15 protein-coding genes are annotated in these 15,479 nt (G+C 59.6%); 2 read left to right on the forward strand and 13 right to left on the reverse strand.

Features of this window, described 5'->3' with window-relative positions; all coding sequences use genetic code 11:
* Window positions 1–25 precede the first annotated feature (25 nt).
* Genes F8N66_RS26095 through F8N66_RS26105 form a run of 3 tightly spaced genes read right to left on the reverse strand, consistent with a single transcriptional unit; the run spans window position 26 to window position 3,210 of the window.
* A complete protein-coding gene (locus F8N66_RS26095) occupies window positions 26–1,390 on the reverse strand; it encodes an aspartate aminotransferase family protein (protein ID WP_150772892.1) in 1,365 nt (454 codons plus the stop codon).
* Between the two features lie 59 nt (window positions 1,391–1,449).
* Window positions 1,450–2,808: a glutamine synthetase family protein gene (locus tag F8N66_RS26100; RefSeq protein ID WP_150772893.1), complete on the reverse strand. Its 1,359-nt coding sequence runs from the start codon at window positions 2,806–2,808 to the stop codon at window positions 1,450–1,452.
* Window positions 2,809–2,847: 39 nt separating this feature from the next.
* Window positions 2,848–3,210, reverse strand: coding sequence for a gamma-glutamyl-gamma-aminobutyrate hydrolase family protein (locus F8N66_RS26105; protein WP_150772894.1), 363 nt, complete (start codon window positions 3,208–3,210; stop codon window positions 2,848–2,850).
* A 278-nt stretch (window positions 3,211–3,488) separates the two neighbouring features.
* On the opposite strand from F8N66_RS26105, the gene F8N66_RS26110 reads away from it, so the two are divergent.
* Both F8N66_RS26110 and F8N66_RS26115 read left to right on the forward strand, forming a co-directional pair.
* Window positions 3,489–4,865 (forward strand): glutamine synthetase family protein, encoded by a 1,377-nt coding sequence (locus F8N66_RS26110; RefSeq protein ID WP_090326336.1) that lies wholly within the window; start codon window positions 3,489–3,491, stop codon window positions 4,863–4,865.
* A 229-nt stretch (window positions 4,866–5,094) separates the two neighbouring features.
* Window positions 5,095–5,733 (forward strand): TetR/AcrR family transcriptional regulator, encoded by a 639-nt coding sequence (locus F8N66_RS26115; RefSeq protein ID WP_150772895.1) that lies wholly within the window; start codon window positions 5,095–5,097, stop codon window positions 5,731–5,733.
* A 174-nt stretch (window positions 5,734–5,907) separates the two neighbouring features.
* On the opposite strand, the gene F8N66_RS26120 is transcribed toward F8N66_RS26115, so the two are convergent.
* From F8N66_RS26120 to F8N66_RS26165, 10 genes are all read right to left on the reverse strand, one after another.
* A complete protein-coding gene (locus F8N66_RS26120; RefSeq protein WP_007967989.1) occupies window positions 5,908–6,123 on the reverse strand; it encodes a TOBE domain-containing protein in 216 nt (71 codons plus the stop codon).
* Window positions 6,124–6,156: 33 nt separating this feature from the next.
* Window positions 6,157–6,963, reverse strand: coding sequence for an aliphatic sulfonates ABC transporter ATP-binding protein (gene ssuB, locus F8N66_RS26125; protein WP_150772896.1), 807 nt, complete (start codon window positions 6,961–6,963; stop codon window positions 6,157–6,159).
* A complete protein-coding gene (gene ssuC, locus F8N66_RS26130) occupies window positions 6,960–7,742 on the reverse strand; it encodes an aliphatic sulfonate ABC transporter permease SsuC (RefSeq protein ID WP_150772897.1) in 783 nt (260 codons plus the stop codon). Before ssuC ends, ssuB begins: the two co-directional genes overlap by 4 nt.
* A gap of 8 nt (window positions 7,743–7,750) precedes the next feature.
* Window positions 7,751–8,899: an FMNH2-dependent alkanesulfonate monooxygenase gene (gene ssuD / locus F8N66_RS26135; RefSeq protein ID WP_150772898.1), complete on the reverse strand. Its 1,149-nt coding sequence runs from the start codon at window positions 8,897–8,899 to the stop codon at window positions 7,751–7,753.
* A 38-nt stretch (window positions 8,900–8,937) separates the two neighbouring features.
* A complete protein-coding gene (locus F8N66_RS26140; protein WP_150772899.1) occupies window positions 8,938–9,903 on the reverse strand; it encodes a sulfonate ABC transporter substrate-binding protein in 966 nt (321 codons plus the stop codon).
* Between the two features lie 89 nt (window positions 9,904–9,992).
* Window positions 9,993–10,586 carry an NADPH-dependent FMN reductase gene (gene ssuE, locus F8N66_RS26145; protein ID WP_150772900.1) on the reverse strand — a complete coding sequence of 198 codons (594 nt, stop codon included), beginning with the start codon at window positions 10,584–10,586 and terminating at the stop codon, window positions 9,993–9,995.
* Window positions 10,587–10,865 carry a hypothetical protein gene (locus F8N66_RS26150; protein WP_150772901.1) on the reverse strand — a complete coding sequence of 93 codons (279 nt, stop codon included), beginning with the start codon at window positions 10,863–10,865 and terminating at the stop codon, window positions 10,587–10,589.
* An 82-nt stretch (window positions 10,866–10,947) separates the two neighbouring features.
* Entirely contained in the window at window positions 10,948–11,586 is a 639-nt protein-coding gene (locus F8N66_RS26155; RefSeq protein WP_150772902.1) for a peroxiredoxin, read from the reverse strand.
* A gap of 411 nt (window positions 11,587–11,997) precedes the next feature.
* Entirely contained in the window at window positions 11,998–13,338 is a 1,341-nt protein-coding gene (locus tag F8N66_RS26160) for an OprD family porin (RefSeq protein ID WP_150772903.1), read from the reverse strand.
* A gap of 431 nt (window positions 13,339–13,769) precedes the next feature.
* Window positions 13,770–15,107, reverse strand: coding sequence for an OprD family outer membrane porin (locus tag F8N66_RS26165; RefSeq protein ID WP_150772904.1), 1,338 nt, complete (start codon window positions 15,105–15,107; stop codon window positions 13,770–13,772).
* Between the last annotated feature and the right edge of the window lie 372 nt (window positions 15,108–15,479).

Raw genomic sequence — 15,479 nt, forward strand, 5'->3', positions numbered from 1 at the left:
ATGTCTCCCGCTCAGAGCCTAGCACTTAGCCCTGCAACGCACTGAGGGTCAGGTCCAGGCACTTGCGCGCCTTGGTCACCAACTCATCGATTTCCGCTTTGCTGATCACCAGCGGTGGCGCGATGATCATGGTGTCCCCCACGGCACGCATGATCAGCCCGTTATCGAAGCAGAACTGCCGGCAGATCATGCCCACGCCCTTGCCTTCATAGCGCTTGCGCGTGGCCTTGTCCTGAACCAGTTCGATGGCCCCCAACAGACCCACACCACGAACTTCGCCCACCAATGGGTGATCGTTCAGTTCCCGCAGACGTTTCTGCAAATACGGTGCCGTTTCCGACTTGACGCGCTCGACAATTTTTTCGTCGCGCAGGATACGAATGTTTTCCAGGCCCACAGCCGCCGCCACCGGGTGGCCGGAATAGGTGAAGCCGTGGTTGAAATCGCCGCCTTCGTTGAGCACTGCGACCACTTCATCGCGAACGATCAGGCCGCCCATCGGGATGTAGCCGGAGGTCAGGCCCTTGGCGATGGTCATCATGTCGGGCTTGAGGTCGTAGAAATCGCTACCGAACCACTCGCCGGTACGACCGAAACCACAGATCACTTCGTCCGCCACGAACAGGATGTCGTACTTGGCGAGGATTTCCTTGATGCGCGGCCAGTAGCTGTCTGGCGGAATGATCACGCCGCCGGCACCCTGGATCGGTTCGGCAATGAAGGCACCGACGTTGTCGACGCCGACTTCCAGGATCTTCTCTTCCAGCTGGTTGGCGGCCCAGATACCAAACTCGTCCGGGGTCATGTCGCCGCCTTCGGCGAACCAGTACGGCTGTGCGATGTGGACGATGCCCGGGATCGGCAAGTCGCCCTGTTCGTGCATGTAGGTCATGCCACCCAGGCTCGCGCCGGCCACGGTGGAACCGTGATAGCCGTTCTTGCGGCTGATGATGACTTTCTTGTTCGGCTGGCCCTTGATCGCCCAGTAGTGGCGAACCATGCGCAGCATGGTGTCGTTGCCTTCGGAGCCGGAACCGGTGAAGAACACGTGGTTCATGCCTTTGGGCGCGATGTCGGCAATGGACTTGGCCAGCTCCAGCACCGGCGGGTGAGCGGTCTGGAAGAACAGGTTGTAGTACGGCAGCTCGCGCATTTGCTTGCTGGCGGCATCGGCCAGTTCATCGCGACCGTAGCCGATCGCCACGCACCACAGGCCGGCCATGCCGTCGAGGATCTGGTTGCCTTCGCTGTCCCACAGGTAGACGCCCTTGGCGTTGGTGATGATCCGCGGGCCTTTCTCTTTCAGCTGCTTGAAGTCGCTGAACGGGGCCAGGTGGTGATCGCTGCTCAGGGCTTGCCACTCACGGGTTTGCGGGTTGTTGCTGGTCATACGGATCTCCTAGAACAATCAGGTGAAGGCGCTGCCGGACAACTGCAGCGCCCGGCGCATCAGACGGCGAATAGCAGGAATTCCCGTTCCCACGAACTGATGACGCGCTTGAAGTTTTCATGCTCGGCCCGCTTGACCGCGACGTAGCCAGTGATGAAATTTTTGCCCAGGTACTTCTCGATGGTCGCGCTGTTTTCCATGCGTTCCAGCGCGTCTTCGATGGTCAGTGGCAGGCGCAGGTTGCGGCGTTCATAACCACGACCCACCACCGGCGCACTCGGGTTCAGGCCTTCGACCATGCCGATGTAACCGCACAGCAGGCTCGCGGCAATCGCCAGGTACGGGTTGGCGTCGGCGCCCGGCAGGCGGTTTTCCACCCGACGGTTTTGCGGCCCGGCATCCGGAACGCGCAGGCCGACGGTACGGTTTTCTTCGCCCCACTCCACGTTCACCGGTGCCGAGGTATCCGGCAGGAAGCGACGGAACGAGTTGACGTTGGGCGCAAACAGCGGCAGCAATTCCGGGATGAGTTTCTGCAAGCCACCGATGTGCTGCAGGAACAGCTGGCTCATGGTCCCGTCTTCATTGGAGAAAATGTTCTTGCCGGTCTCGATGTCGATGATGCTCTGGTGCAAGTGCATGGCACTGCCCGGCTCGCCGGTCATGGGCTTGGCCATGAAGGTCGCCGCCACGTCGTGCTTGAGTGCGGCTTCGCGCATGGTGCGCTTGAACACCAGGATCTGGTCGGCCAGGGACAGGGCGTCGCCGTGACGGAAGTTGATTTCCATCTGCGCCGTGCCGTCCTCGTGGATCAACGTGTCGAGGTCCAGCTCCTGCAATTCGCACCAGTCATAGACGTCTTCGAACAGCGGATCGAATTCGTTCGCCGCTTCGATGGAAAACGACTGGCGGCCGATTTCCGGGCGTCCGGAGCGGCCGATCGGCGGTTGCAGCGGATAGTCCGGATCGTCGCTGCGCTTGGTCAGGTAGAACTCCATTTCCGGCGCCACGATCGGCTGCCAGCCTTTGTCGGCATAGAGTTTCAGGACCTTCTTGAGCACGTTGCGCGGCGACAGCTCGATCGGGTTGCCTTGCTTGTCGTAGGTGTCGTGGATGACGATGGCGGTCGGCTCGATGGCCCACGGCACCAGGTACACCGCGCCCTGGTCGGGACGGCAGATCATGTCGATGTCGGCCGGGTCGAGCAGTTCGTAATAGATGTCGTCTTCGACGTAATCGCCGGTCACCGTCTGCAACAGCACGCTCTCGGGCAGACGCATGCCTTTTTCGGCAATGAATTTGTTGGTCGGCGAGATCTTGCCCCGGGTGATCCCGGTCAAGTCGGCGATCATGCATTCGACTTCTGTGATCTTGCGGTCTTTCAACCAATCGGTGAGCTGGTCGAGGTTGTTACTCATAAATGCCTCTAGGCTTTGAGTTTCCTGGCTCTGCGAGAGTCAGGCGATGTTTGACGCATCGGCGTCGCGTTGAAATGCGTGTCTACGACAGGCTATCGTGTTTTGTCCAGACAGCCCGGCAAACACAGGGCGTGCAGAATCGAGAGCGCTACCCTGCACGAAGGCCGAGCCGCTATTGTGAATCGGTTCTATATTGAATGGAGTAACCGTAATGGGTGTGCCATCAGGACCGTCCAGAATAACGGACGGGGATGGCCGATCTGCCAGGGAAGCCAGGATCGCTGAAAGGCCCGAAGCCTTGCAGGCTGCTGCGCTGACGTGAATGTCGCCACTGATGTGATAAGCATGCAGACCGTTCTGCCTGGAGCAGTCGGTGATGCCGATTAACGGCAGGCGAGACATGAAGCACCCCGGTATTATTGCTGTTATGGGTTTGATTCGAGCTTAGCCTTGTTCATTTTTTTACACAACACCCCCGTAAAAAATACAACACGGCCCGCTCAAGCCTGCGGACGGCTAAGCGTCAAGGGGCATAAAAACGCCCCAAAGTGCTTCAAAAAAGCCACACGAGCGCTTTTTCAGGGCAAAAAAGGCCTTACTTGACTTCAGCATGCCGTTCGGGTTGACTGGAATCCGAAGAGATCAATGATTGATATTTTTAACAACAAAGGTGTTGCATCATGTCGGTACCCCCGCGTGCCGTTCAGCTTAACGAAGCGAACGCGTTCCTTAAGGAACATCCTGAGGTTCTGTACGTTGACCTTCTGATTGCGGATATGAATGGTGTGGTGCGCGGCAAGCGCATTGAACGCACCAGCCTCCACAAGGTTTACGAGAAAGGCATCAACCTGCCGGCCTCTCTATTTGCCCTGGATATCAATGGCTCGACGGTGGAAAGCACCGGCCTGGGCCTGGACATCGGTGATGCTGACCGAATCTGCTATCCAATACCCGATACCCTGTGCAATGAACCCTGGCAGAAGCGCCCGACCGCGCAACTGCTGATGACCATGCACGAACTCGAAGGTGATCCTTTCTTCGCCGACCCGCGCGAAGTTCTGCGACAAGTTGTTACCAAGTTCGACGAGCTGGGCCTGACCATCTGCGCCGCCTTCGAGCTGGAGTTCTACCTGATCGACCAGGAGAACGTGAACGGTCGTCCACAACCGCCTCGCTCGCCGATTTCCGGCAAGCGTCCGCATTCGACCCAGGTCTACCTGATCGATGACCTCGACGAATACGTCGACTGCCTCCAGGACATTCTGGAAGGCGCGAAAGAACAAGGCATCCCGGCCGACGCCATCGTCAAGGAAAGTGCTCCGGCGCAGTTCGAAGTGAACCTGCACCACGTGGCCGACCCGATCAAGGCCTGCGACTACGCCGTGCTGCTCAAGCGTCTGATCAAGAACATCGCCTACGACCATGAGATGGACACCACCTTCATGGCCAAGCCTTACCCAGGCCAGGCGGGTAACGGTCTGCACGTCCACATCTCGATTCTCGACAAAGACGGCAAGAATATTTTTGCCAGTGAGGATCCCGAGCAGAACGCCGCGCTGCGTCACGCGATCGGCGGTGTGCTCGAGACCCTACCGGCGCAGATGGCTTTCCTCTGCCCGAACGTCAACTCCTACCGTCGTTTCGGCGCACAGTTCTACGTGCCGAACTCGCCGAGCTGGGGCCTGGACAACCGCACCGTGGCCCTGCGCGTACCGACCGGCTCTGCCGATGCGGTCCGTCTGGAACACCGTGTGGCCGGCGCCGACGCCAACCCGTACCTGCTGATGGCTTCGGTGCTGGCAGGCGTGCACCATGGCCTGGTCAACAAGATCGAGCCGGGCGCACCGGTGGAAGGCAACAGCTACGAGCAGAACGAGCAAAGCCTGCCGAACAACCTGCGCGATGCCTTGCGTGAGCTGGACGACAGCGAAGTCATGGCCAAGTACATCGATCCGAAATACATCGATATCTTCGTGGCGTGTAAGGAAAGCGAGCTGGAGGAGTTCGAACACTCCATCTCCGACCTTGAGTACAACTGGTACCTGCATACCGTGTAAGCGGTTGCGGTCGAAAAAGAACGCCGCGGGCCTCACAGCCCGCGGCGTTTTTTTATGGCCGCCTGCGGCGGATTCGCGAGCAAGCCCGCTCCCACAGTTGATCTTCAGTGGACACAAATTCTGTGTACGCCGCAAATCCCGGGTGGGAGCGGGCTTGCTCGCGAAGGCGTCCTGGCAGACAACACCCAACCCTGCTCGTACAATGCCCGCTGCCCCGCAGGAGACTCCAATGACGCGCACCGCCACCCCCCGCAAACCCCGCGCACGCAGCCAGGCCCGGATCGATTCGATACTCGATGCGGCGCGCACGCTGCTGGCGGCCGAGGGCGTGGCCAGTCTGTCGATCTACAGCGTCGCCGAACGCGCGGAGATCCCGCCCTCCTCCGTCTACCACTTCTTCGCCAGCGTGCCGGCCTTGCTCGAAGCCCTGACGGCCGATGTCCACGCCGCCTTCCGCGCCTGCCTGCAGGCCCCCATCGACCATCATGCCCTCGGTGGCTGGCGCGATCTGTCGCGGCTGGTGGAGCAGCGCATGCTGGCGATCTACAGCGAAGACGCCGCCGCCCGCCAATTGATCCTCGCCCAGCACGGCCTGACCGAAGTCACCCAGGCCGACCGCCAGCATGACATCGAACTGGGCGACCTGATGCACAAGTTGTTCGATCATCATTTCGAGCTGCCGAAGCTGCCGGACGATGTCGACGTGTTTGCCTTGGCCATGGAGCTGGGTGACCGGGTGTATGCGCGTTCGGTGCAGCAGCATGGGCAGATCACGCCACGCATGGCGGAGGAAGGGATGCGGGTGTTCGATGCGTACCTGGGGCTGTACCTGCCGCCGTATCTGCCCAAGCGCACTGTCACCGCCTGATTCTCGATTGGCCTCACCCGCCTCTTCGCGAGCAAGCCCGCTCCCACAGGGGAATGCATTTCAAATGTGGGAGCGGGCTTGCTCGCGAAGGCCACACCGCCAAATCGACTGATTCACACGCATAAAAAACCCCGAAGGGCTCAAACCCTCCGGGGTGGTGTGAACGGCACCGGCTTACAACTTGGCGATCGACACCTCGGTGGATTTCACGAACGCGATCACTTCGCTGCCTACCGCCAACTCCAGCTCTTTCACCGAGCGGGTGGTGATGACCGATGTGACGATGCCGGAAGCGGTCTGTACGTCGATTTCCGACAGCACGTCACCGAGGACGATTTCCTTGATGGAGCCTTTGAACTGGTTGCGAACGTTGATGGCTTTGATAGTCATGATGTTGATTCCTGTCGTTGGAGAAGGCTTGAGTTACTGAGCCCAACGCAGCTGCGTCGGCAAGGGTGAAACAGGTTCCGGTTCCGGCGGCTGGCCGGGCAGCGACAGCACGCGATTGAGCACTTCGGTTTCCAGCGACGCCAGCCGATGGGAACCGCGGACCCGAGGGCGCGGCAGTTCCACGTGCAGGTCGAGGCCGACTTCGCCGTCTTCGATCAGAATCACCCGATCGGCAATCGCCACCGCTTCACTGACGTCATGGGTCACCAACAACACCGTGAAACCGTGCTGCTGCCAAAGCCGTTCGATCAGCTGCTGCATTTCAATACGGGTCAGGGCATCCAGCGCGCCCAACGGCTCGTCGAGCAACAGCAGGCGCGGTTGGTGGATCAGGGCGCGAGCCAGGGCCACGCGCTGCTTTTGCCCACCGGACAAGGCCGCCGGCCACTCGTTGGCGCGATCCGCCAGGCCGACCGCTTCCAGGGCTTCCAGCGCTTGTGGCCGCCAGTTGCCCTTGAGCCCCAGGCCGACGTTGTCGATGATCTTTTTCCAGGGCAGCAGGCGCGCTTCCTGGAACATCAGCCGGGTGTCTTCCCGTGCCTCGCTGAGTGGCGCGGAACCGGCCAGCAATTCACCGCCCGTAGGCTGGTCGAGCCCGGCCAGCAGGCGCAGCAAGGTACTTTTGCCACAGCCGCTGCGACCGACCACCGCGACGAACTGACCGGCCGGAATGTGCAGGTCGATCTCGCGCAGCACTTGCCGCGAGCCGAAGGTTTTTTGCAGCTTGCGCACCGCCAGCGGAATGCCGCGCAGCAGGCGTGGAGGTTGTTGAGCGGTCATGCGGCACCTCCTTTGACGACCTGATAAGCCGGATGCCAGCGCAGCCACACACGTTCAAGTCCACGGGCCGCGAGGTCGGCCAGTTTGCCGAGCACCGCGTACAGCAGAATCGCCAGCACCACCACGTCGGTCTGCAAGAACTCCCGGGCATTCATCGCCAGGTAGCCGATGCCGGAGCTGGCGGAAATGGTTTCGGCGACGATCAGGGTCAGCCACATGAAGCCCAGGGCGAAGCGCACACCAACCAGAATCGAAGGCAACGCGCCCGGCAGAATCACCTGACGGAACAGGCTGAAACCGGACAAACCGTAGCTGCGCGACATTTCCACCAGCGCCGGGTCGACGTTGCGGATGCCGTGATAGGTGTTGAGGTAGATCGGGAACAATGTGCCCAGCGCCACCAGGAAAATTTTCGCCGACTCATCGATGCCGAACCACAGGATCACCAGTGGAATCAGCGCCAGGTGCGGCACGTTGCGGATCATTTGCACCGAACTGTCGAGCAGGCGTTCGCCCCATTTCGACAGGCCGGTGATGAAGCCCAGGGTCAGGCCGATACCGCCGCCGATGGCGAAACCGAGTGCGGCACGCCAGCCGCTGATGGCCAGGTGCGTCCAGATTTCGCCACTGCTGACCAGGCTGACACCGGCTTCGATCACGGCGATGGGTGCCGGCAGAATCCGTGTCGACAACCAGCCCGCCGACACCGACAACTGCCACACCGCCAACAACAAGACCGGCAACGCCCAGGGCGCGAAGCTGTGAATGATTTTCTTCATGGCGCGCCTCAGCTCTGGGACGCGGCTTTGGGAAGAATATCGTTGGCGACCATCTCGCCGAACGGGCTGACGTATCCGGCGCTTTTCGGCAACTCGGGACGTTCGATATCCAGGTGCGGGAACAACAGCTCGGCGACTCGATACGACTCTTCCAGGTGTGGATAACCGGAGAAGATGAAGGTATCGATGCCCAGGTCCGCGTACTCCTTCACGCGGGCGGCCACGGTCGGACCATCGCCCACCAGCGCCGTACCGGCACCGCCACGCACCAGGCCAACCCCGGCCCACAGGTTAGGGCTGACTTCCAGGTTGTCACGATTGCCGCCATGCAATGCAGCCATGCGTTGCTGGCCCACTGAATCGAAGCGCGCCAGCGAAGCCTGGGCGCGCTTGATGGTGTCGTCGTCCAGGTGCGAGATCAGGCGATCCGCCGCTTGCCAGGCTTCGGCATTGGTTTCACGCACGATCACGTGCAGACGAATGCCGAAGCGTACGGTGCGACCGAGCTTGGCGGCCTTGGCGCGCACTTGCTCGATTTTTTCCGCGACGGCGGCAGGCGGTTCGCCCCAGGTCAGGACCATTTCCACTTGCTCGGCAGCCAAATCCTGCGCCGCTTCGGACGAGCCGCCGAAGTACAGCGGCGGACGGGGTTGCTGGATCGGTGGATAGAGCAGCTTGGCGCCTTTCACGCTGATGTGCTGACCGTCGTAATCGACGGTTTCGCCTTCCAGCACGCGGCGCCAGATGCGGGTGAATTCCACCGAGGCCTGATAGCGCTCTTCGTGGGTCAGGAACAGACCGTCACCGGCCAATTCTTCCGGATCGCCGCCCGTCACCAGGTTGAACAGCGCACGGCCGCCGGACAAACGATCCAGGGTCGCCGCCTGACGCGCCGCCACCGTCGGGGAAATGATCCCGGGGCGCAGGGCGACAAGGAACTTCAGGCGCTGGGTCACCGGGATCAGCGAGGCGGCCACCAGCCAGGAATCTTCGCAGGAGCGACCGGTCGGGATCAGCACCCCGCCGAAGCCCAGGCGATCGGCCGCTTGCGCGACTTGTTGCAGGTAACCGTGGTCGACGGCGCGAGCGCCTTCGGCGGTGCCAAGGTAATGGCCGTCGCCGTGGGTAGGCAGGAACCAGAAGATATTGAGGCTCATGGAGTGGTCTCCTTGGGGAATCGAATGACGGGCTTGGGTCACTGCGCTTTGGCGACAGCTGCCGGCGGCGTCCAGATCACGTCTTTGATGCTCAGCGGCTTCGGAATCAGCTTGAGCTGGTAGAAGCTGTCGGCGATTTTCTGTTGCGCGGCGACCACTTCCGGGGTCAGGAACAACGCGCCGTAGCCCTGGCGTTTCACCGAGGTCAGGGTGATGTCCGCCGGCAGGCCCAGCAGCGGCGAAACCTGTTGGGTCACCTCTTGCGGGTTGGCCTTGGACCACTCACCCACGGCGCGCACTTCGTCCACCAGGGTCTTGATCACCTCGGGATTCTTTTGTGCGTAAGGCTTGGTCGCCAGGTAGAACTGGTGGTTGTCGACGATGCCCTGGCCATCGCGCAGGGTGCGCGCTTGCAGTTGCTGTTCGGCGGCAGCCTGGTACGGGTCCCAGATGACCCAGGCGTCGACACTGCCACGCTCGAACGCGGCGCGGGCGTCGGCCGGCGGCAGGAATACGGTCTGGATATCGGTGTACTTGAGGCCGGCGTCTTCCAGCGCGCGGACCAGCAGGTAATGCACGTTGGAGCCTTTGTTCAGGACGACTTTCTTGCCCTTGAGCTCGGCCACCGACTTGATCGGCGAGTCCTTTGGCACCAGGATCGCTTCGCTGTGGGGCGCCGGCGGTTCGTAGGCAACGTAGAGCAGGTCGGCACCGGCCGCCTGGGCAAACACGGGAGGGGTTTCGCCCGTCACGCCGAAGTCGATGGAGCCGACGTTCAGGCCTTCGAGCAGTTGCGGGCCACCGGGGAATTCAGTCCATTGCACGTCGACACCCTGGGCGGCGAGGCGTTTTTCCAGGGTGCCTTTGGCTTTGAGCAGTACGAGGGTGCCGTATTTCTGATAGCCGATTCGAAGGGTTTCAGCTTGAGCTTGAGTAATGGCGCCGAAGGTGACAGCCGCAGCAAACAGAGCGACCAGACCGCGACGCAAAATGACAGGGCGCATGGCGCTCTCCTTTTGCAGTAGGGTTTTTGGCTGCACCTGCTTGCCCGTTGGCGGGCGAGTAAGGCCAGTACATCAATGTGGGGTGGGGCTCAAATGCTCCAGCGAGCACTCAACAAACGATCATTCAACAGTTGCGGGTCGAGCGGCTTGGGCCGTCGCGCCATGGCGCTGAAAAACAACTCCAGCGACTCATTCAGTCTTTGTTCCAGCTCCGGCGCCAGCTGTGCCTGGGCACTGCCTTCGCCGTAGGCGATCTGGCTGTCCACGGCGAAAATCCCGTGCAGCATTTCCTGGGCCTTCAACGCCGACAGCACAGGCTTGAGCGCGTAATCCACGGCCAGCATGTGGGCGATACTGCCGCCGGTTGCCATTGGCAAAACGACCTTGTGGGCCAGGGCGCGTTCGGGCAGCAAATCCAGTACGGTTTTCAACGCACCGGAGAACGAAGCCTTGTAGACCGGGGTGGCGATCAACAGGCCATCGGCGTTTTCGATCTGTTGCAGCAGGTTGATCACCTTCGGGCTGTCGAAGCGCGCATGCAGCAAGTCTTCGGCCGGGAAGTCCCGTACCTGATAACTGACCACTTCCACGCCCTGCCCTTGCAACCAGCGTTGGGAGCGCTCCAGCAACACCCCGGACCGGGAGCGTTGGCTGGGACTGCCACCGAGAGAGACAACCAGCATTCAGAAGATTCCTTGAACGGTGTTGGCGATTCGCAGTGTGCGATCTCGCTTCGATGGCATGACCTTAACAGCTGATTTATATATCCATAAATCATATTTATTCATTTGGTTATTCGTTTTGGAGATATATCCATCACTTTCTCCCAAGCGAAAAAAAAGGCCGTCGAAACGGCCTGAAATCCCCTGCTTTATGGATTCGTTCAATCTGGATTCTGCGGTGCCCGATCCGCCGCTTTCGCGAGCAAGCCCGCTCCCACAATGGATCTCTGCTGTAAACACTCCCTATGTTCCACCGCCGATCAAATGTGGGAGCGGGCTTGCTCGCGAAAGCGCCATCCGCTACACCACAAAACTCAATGACTCACCTGTTCGGCTGCGGCGTCAGGCGCAAGTAAGGCTTCACGGCGCGATACCCCTTCGGAAAGCGCTGTTTGATTTCCTCTTCATCCTTGAGCGACGGCACGATCACCACCTCGTCACCGTCCTGCCAGTTGGCCGGGGTGGCCACCTTGTAGTTGTCGGTGAGCTGCAGCGAGTCAATCACCCGCAGGATCTCATTGAAGTTGCGGCCCGTGCTGGCCGGGTAAGTGATGGTCAACCGCACCTTTTTGTTCGGGTCGATCACGAACAGCGAACGCACCGTCAGGGTGTCGTTGGCGTTGGGGTGGATCAGGTCATACAGGTCCGAGACCTTGCGGTCGGCGTCGTCGAGGATTGGAAAATTGACGACCGTGTTCTGGGTTTCGTTGATGTCCTCGATCCAGCGGTGGTGCGATTCCACCGGGTCGACGGACAGCGCGATCGCCTTGACCCCACGCTTGGCGAACTCGTCTTTCAACTTGGCGGTGAAACCCAGCTCGGTGGTGCACACCGGCGTGAAGTCGGCCGGATGGGAAAACAGCACACCCCAGCTATCGCCCAGCCACTCGTGGAAACGCAGGGTACCGGCGCTGGATCCCTGTTCGAAATCGGGGGCGATGTCGCCCAGTCTGATGCTCATGGTGTCGCTCCTGGTGAGTGCTGGTTGAGCTCAACTGTGCCTGTATTTTTTATCTATTAAAAAGAATAAATATCGATTTATTTAGAACTAAAAGAAATATTAAACATCTGTTCACTGGACGCCGTCCGGCATCCCGCCGAACATCGACCCCAAGGTTCGTGAAGGCCTTGAGTTGCTGAAAAGAGGGGATTTCAAGACGGATTTACGGGGGTGAACCCGGCTTGAAAACGCAAAAGCCCCGCCTGGCGTGATGCCGGGCGGGGCTTTTTTGCGTCTGTTTTCTGTGTAGGCGCTGCCGAAGGCTGCGAGCTTTTGATCTTGCTTTAAAAGATCGCAGCCTCGTTGCACTCGACAGCTCCTACCGGCTCCTACACAGCGCCTACACAGTTTCTGTGCAGCTCCTGAAAGCTGTTACAGCAGCGGGATCGAGTAGCTGACGATCAGGCGGTTTTCGTCCTGGGAGCGGGTGCTCGGCAGGTCGGTACGCCATGTGGCGTTTTTCCACATCACGCCGAGGTTTTTCAGCGCGCCGGATTGAACGACGTAACCCACGGTCAGGTCGCGTTCCCACTCGGAAGCGCCGTTAGCCGCTTGGCCACCACGGGCGTTGACGGTATCGATGTCATCGCCCTTGAGGTAGATCAGACCCGCCGTCAGGCCAGGTACGCCAACTTTGGCGAAGTCATACGAGTAGCGTGCCTGCCAGGTTTTCTCGCCGGCACGGGCGAACTTCTGGATTTGCATGTCGGTGATGATGTAAGCCGACGAACCGTCGCCCTGGTTCAGCCACGGGAAGTCGCTGCTGCCGTTGCTGACCTGGTAACCGCCACCGAAGGTGTGACCTTCAACGGAGTACAGGAACAGGCCGCTGTACAGGTTGTTGTCGACTTTGCCTTTACCGCTCGGCGCGTTGTAGTTACCCGAGGTGTAGTAGAACGGATCGTGACCGTTGGCACCGTCGTCGGAGCTGTTGAAATAACGCACGTCGGACTTCAGTACGCCCGGGCCAATTGCCCAGTTGTGAGTCAGGCCGAGGAAGTGCTGCTTGTAGAAGTCTTCCAGGTTGCCGTAGTAGTACTGAGCAGTCAGGTCCTTGGTGATTTTGTAGTCACCGCCACCGTAGATGAACTTGTTGCTGTCGCGACCGGCAGCTGTGCGGCCGTTGGCACCGGCAATCGACAGCTCTTCATTGTTGCTGGAGTTACGACCCTTGGCGTGCTCGACCTGACCGCCAACCAGTGTCAGGTCTTTGATTTCGCCCGAGGTGATCTGGCCACCCTGGAACGTTTGCGGCAGCAGGCGACCATCGTTGGTCACGATCACTGGCAGTTTTGGCTGCAGGGTGCCCAGCTTCAGCTCGGTCTGGGAGATCTTGGCTTTGGCTGTCAGGCCCAGGCTGGAGAAGTTGTCCACTGCTTCGCCATTGGACTTGCTTGGGAAAACAGTACCGCCATAGGAGTTGTTCGCCGCACCGTTGGTGCCGCCGCCCGAATCCAGGCGCACGCCCAGCAGGCCGATCGCATCGATACCGAAGCCGACAGTGCCCTGGGTGTAGCCGGAGATGAACCGCAGGTCGAAGCCTTGGCCCCACTCTTCGTTCTTGTTCGGGCCAGTGCCGTCGCGGTAGTCGGTGTTGATGTAGAAGTTACGCAGCCCCAAAGTAGCCTTGCTGTCTTCGATGAAACCGGCGGCGCTCGCTTGCTGCGCCAAAACCCCTACGGCCACAGCCAGGGCCAGGGTGGACTTGTTCATTGTTTCGCTCCTAATTGATTCTAATTCTTGTGGTCCGGGTCGAGTGCCCTGGATCCTTGATTCTTGCGCCACAACCCCGTCAGTTAAGGGCTGCCCCCGTCAAATTGGGCGGCGCAGGATACCTGTACATAAATCCGAAAAGAATCACTTCATCTATATTCATACCGAAATGGAATATCGATACGCACAAGTCATCCGGACAGGATTGAGGTATCGGCGTGAAAACCGATTCCTGTAGCTGGGGTTATCGGAAAGTGAACTTGGGTGTGAAGCGAAGTGGTGCCGGCCTGTACGTCAGGTGAGGCCACTGTAGGTGTTTTCGAAAAAATCTAAAAAGAATAAAAAATCATCAGCATCAACCTTTTAAGAATATAAAAGTTGACCCGAAAAAAAGCCCCGTCCGCAGACGAGGCTCTTTTGAGCACTACGACTTACATGAAGCTGTAGGTGTAGTTGAAGATCAGACGGGTCTGGTCCTGATCGAGGGTGCTGGTGTTGCCACGGTACATACCGTGACGCAGCGTCGTGCCAAAGCCTTTGAGCATGCCGGTCTGGATCACGTAATCCACACGCAGGTCGGTTTCGCGCTCGTTCAGGTCCTTGCCAACGCCGTTGGTGGCCTTGATGTCCTGGCCGTACAGGTAAGCCGCCGAAGCCTTCAAGCCTGGCACGCCCAACGAGGCGAAGTCGTAGGAGTACTGACCGTACGAGGTGTTTTCACCGGCACGGATGAAGCTGCCCACGGTGGCATCGGTAAACGAGTAGAAGCTGGCGCCGCCGGCACCTTCGTTGCGACCGTTGCCATCGACAACGTTACCCTGGTTCAGGAACACGAAACCGCCGTCGTCGCTGACACGTTGATGACCGAGCAGGAACGCGCTGCCGCCCAGGGTGTAAGTGAACGTGGCGCTCCAGGTCTGGTTATCGACCTCGCCTGGGTGCTTGGCGTAGCCATTGTTGTTGTTGAAGCGGTAGCCGGCGTCGCCGTTCTTGCCGTCGGAGCTGCTGTCAAAATAACGAAGATCGGTCTTGAACGACTGGTTAGGTGCGATCGGGTAGACGTGCACCAGGCCGAGGAAGTTCTGCTTGTAGTAGTCTTCCAGGTTCGCGTAGTAGTACTGCAGCAACAGGTCTTTGGTGACCTTCCAGTCCGCACCGGCGTAACGGAACTGATTGCTGTCCTCAGTGCCACCCGCCACGGCCAGGCCGGTGCTGTTGCTGGACGCTCGACCTGTCGCGTGCTCCAACTGACCCACGTTGAAGGTCACGTTGTCGATTTCCTTCGAGGTGATGGTGCCACCTTCAAAGGTTTGCGGCAGAACGCGGCTATCGTTCGCGATCAGGATCGGCATGTTGGGCTGCAAAGCGCCACCGACGTGGGCTTCGGTCTTCGAGAAGCGGGCCTTGACGTTACCCGCCAGGCGGCTCCACTCATCCACTGCCGATCCATCGGTATCGCTAGGGGTGAAGGAGTTGTTATCCGGGTGATGGCCCTTGCCGCCGTCCAGGTGGATACCGACCAGTGCCTGGGCGTCGAAACCGAACCCTACGACACCTTGGGTGTAGCCCGACTGGAAATCGAACTTCAGACCTTGGGCCGTCTCGCGCTGCCGGTTGGCAGGGGTCTTGGCGCCTTCACGGTTGTCAGCGTCGAAATAATAGGTGCGCGAACTGATGGATGCCTTGCTGTCTTCGATGAAACCCGCGGCGCCTGCCTGCTGCGCCAAAACCCCTACGGCCACGGCCAGGGCCAAGGTGGACTTGTTCATTGTTAAGCTCCTCTCGTCTCTAATTCTTGTAGTCCTGGTACCAGGTCAAATGCCCGGAATCCTAAGATGCGCGATTAGCGCCGGACGGTGACTCACAAGTCAATCGTAACCATGTGTGTCTACGACCATAGTCTAATCCCCGGTTTTTTTGGTCCATGCAGGTTCATGCGATTGTCATAAACCTGAAAAGAATGGGTAGATTCTTTTCTCATACCGTTTAGGAATTACCGCCTCTGTCCTGCCACGCCTCTGCATAGAGCAGTCGACTGAAAAGCTAATTCCTAAAGGGTATTTAACATGAGTGCTATAGAACGATCAGCTCCTGAAACAATCCCGCAACAAATCCTGTCGAAATGGCCAACGCCTTGCCGA

This window comes from Pseudomonas fluorescens (assembly GCF_902498195.1).
GTDB classification, from domain to species: Bacteria; Pseudomonadota; Gammaproteobacteria; order Pseudomonadales; family Pseudomonadaceae; genus Aquipseudomonas; species Aquipseudomonas fluorescens_BU.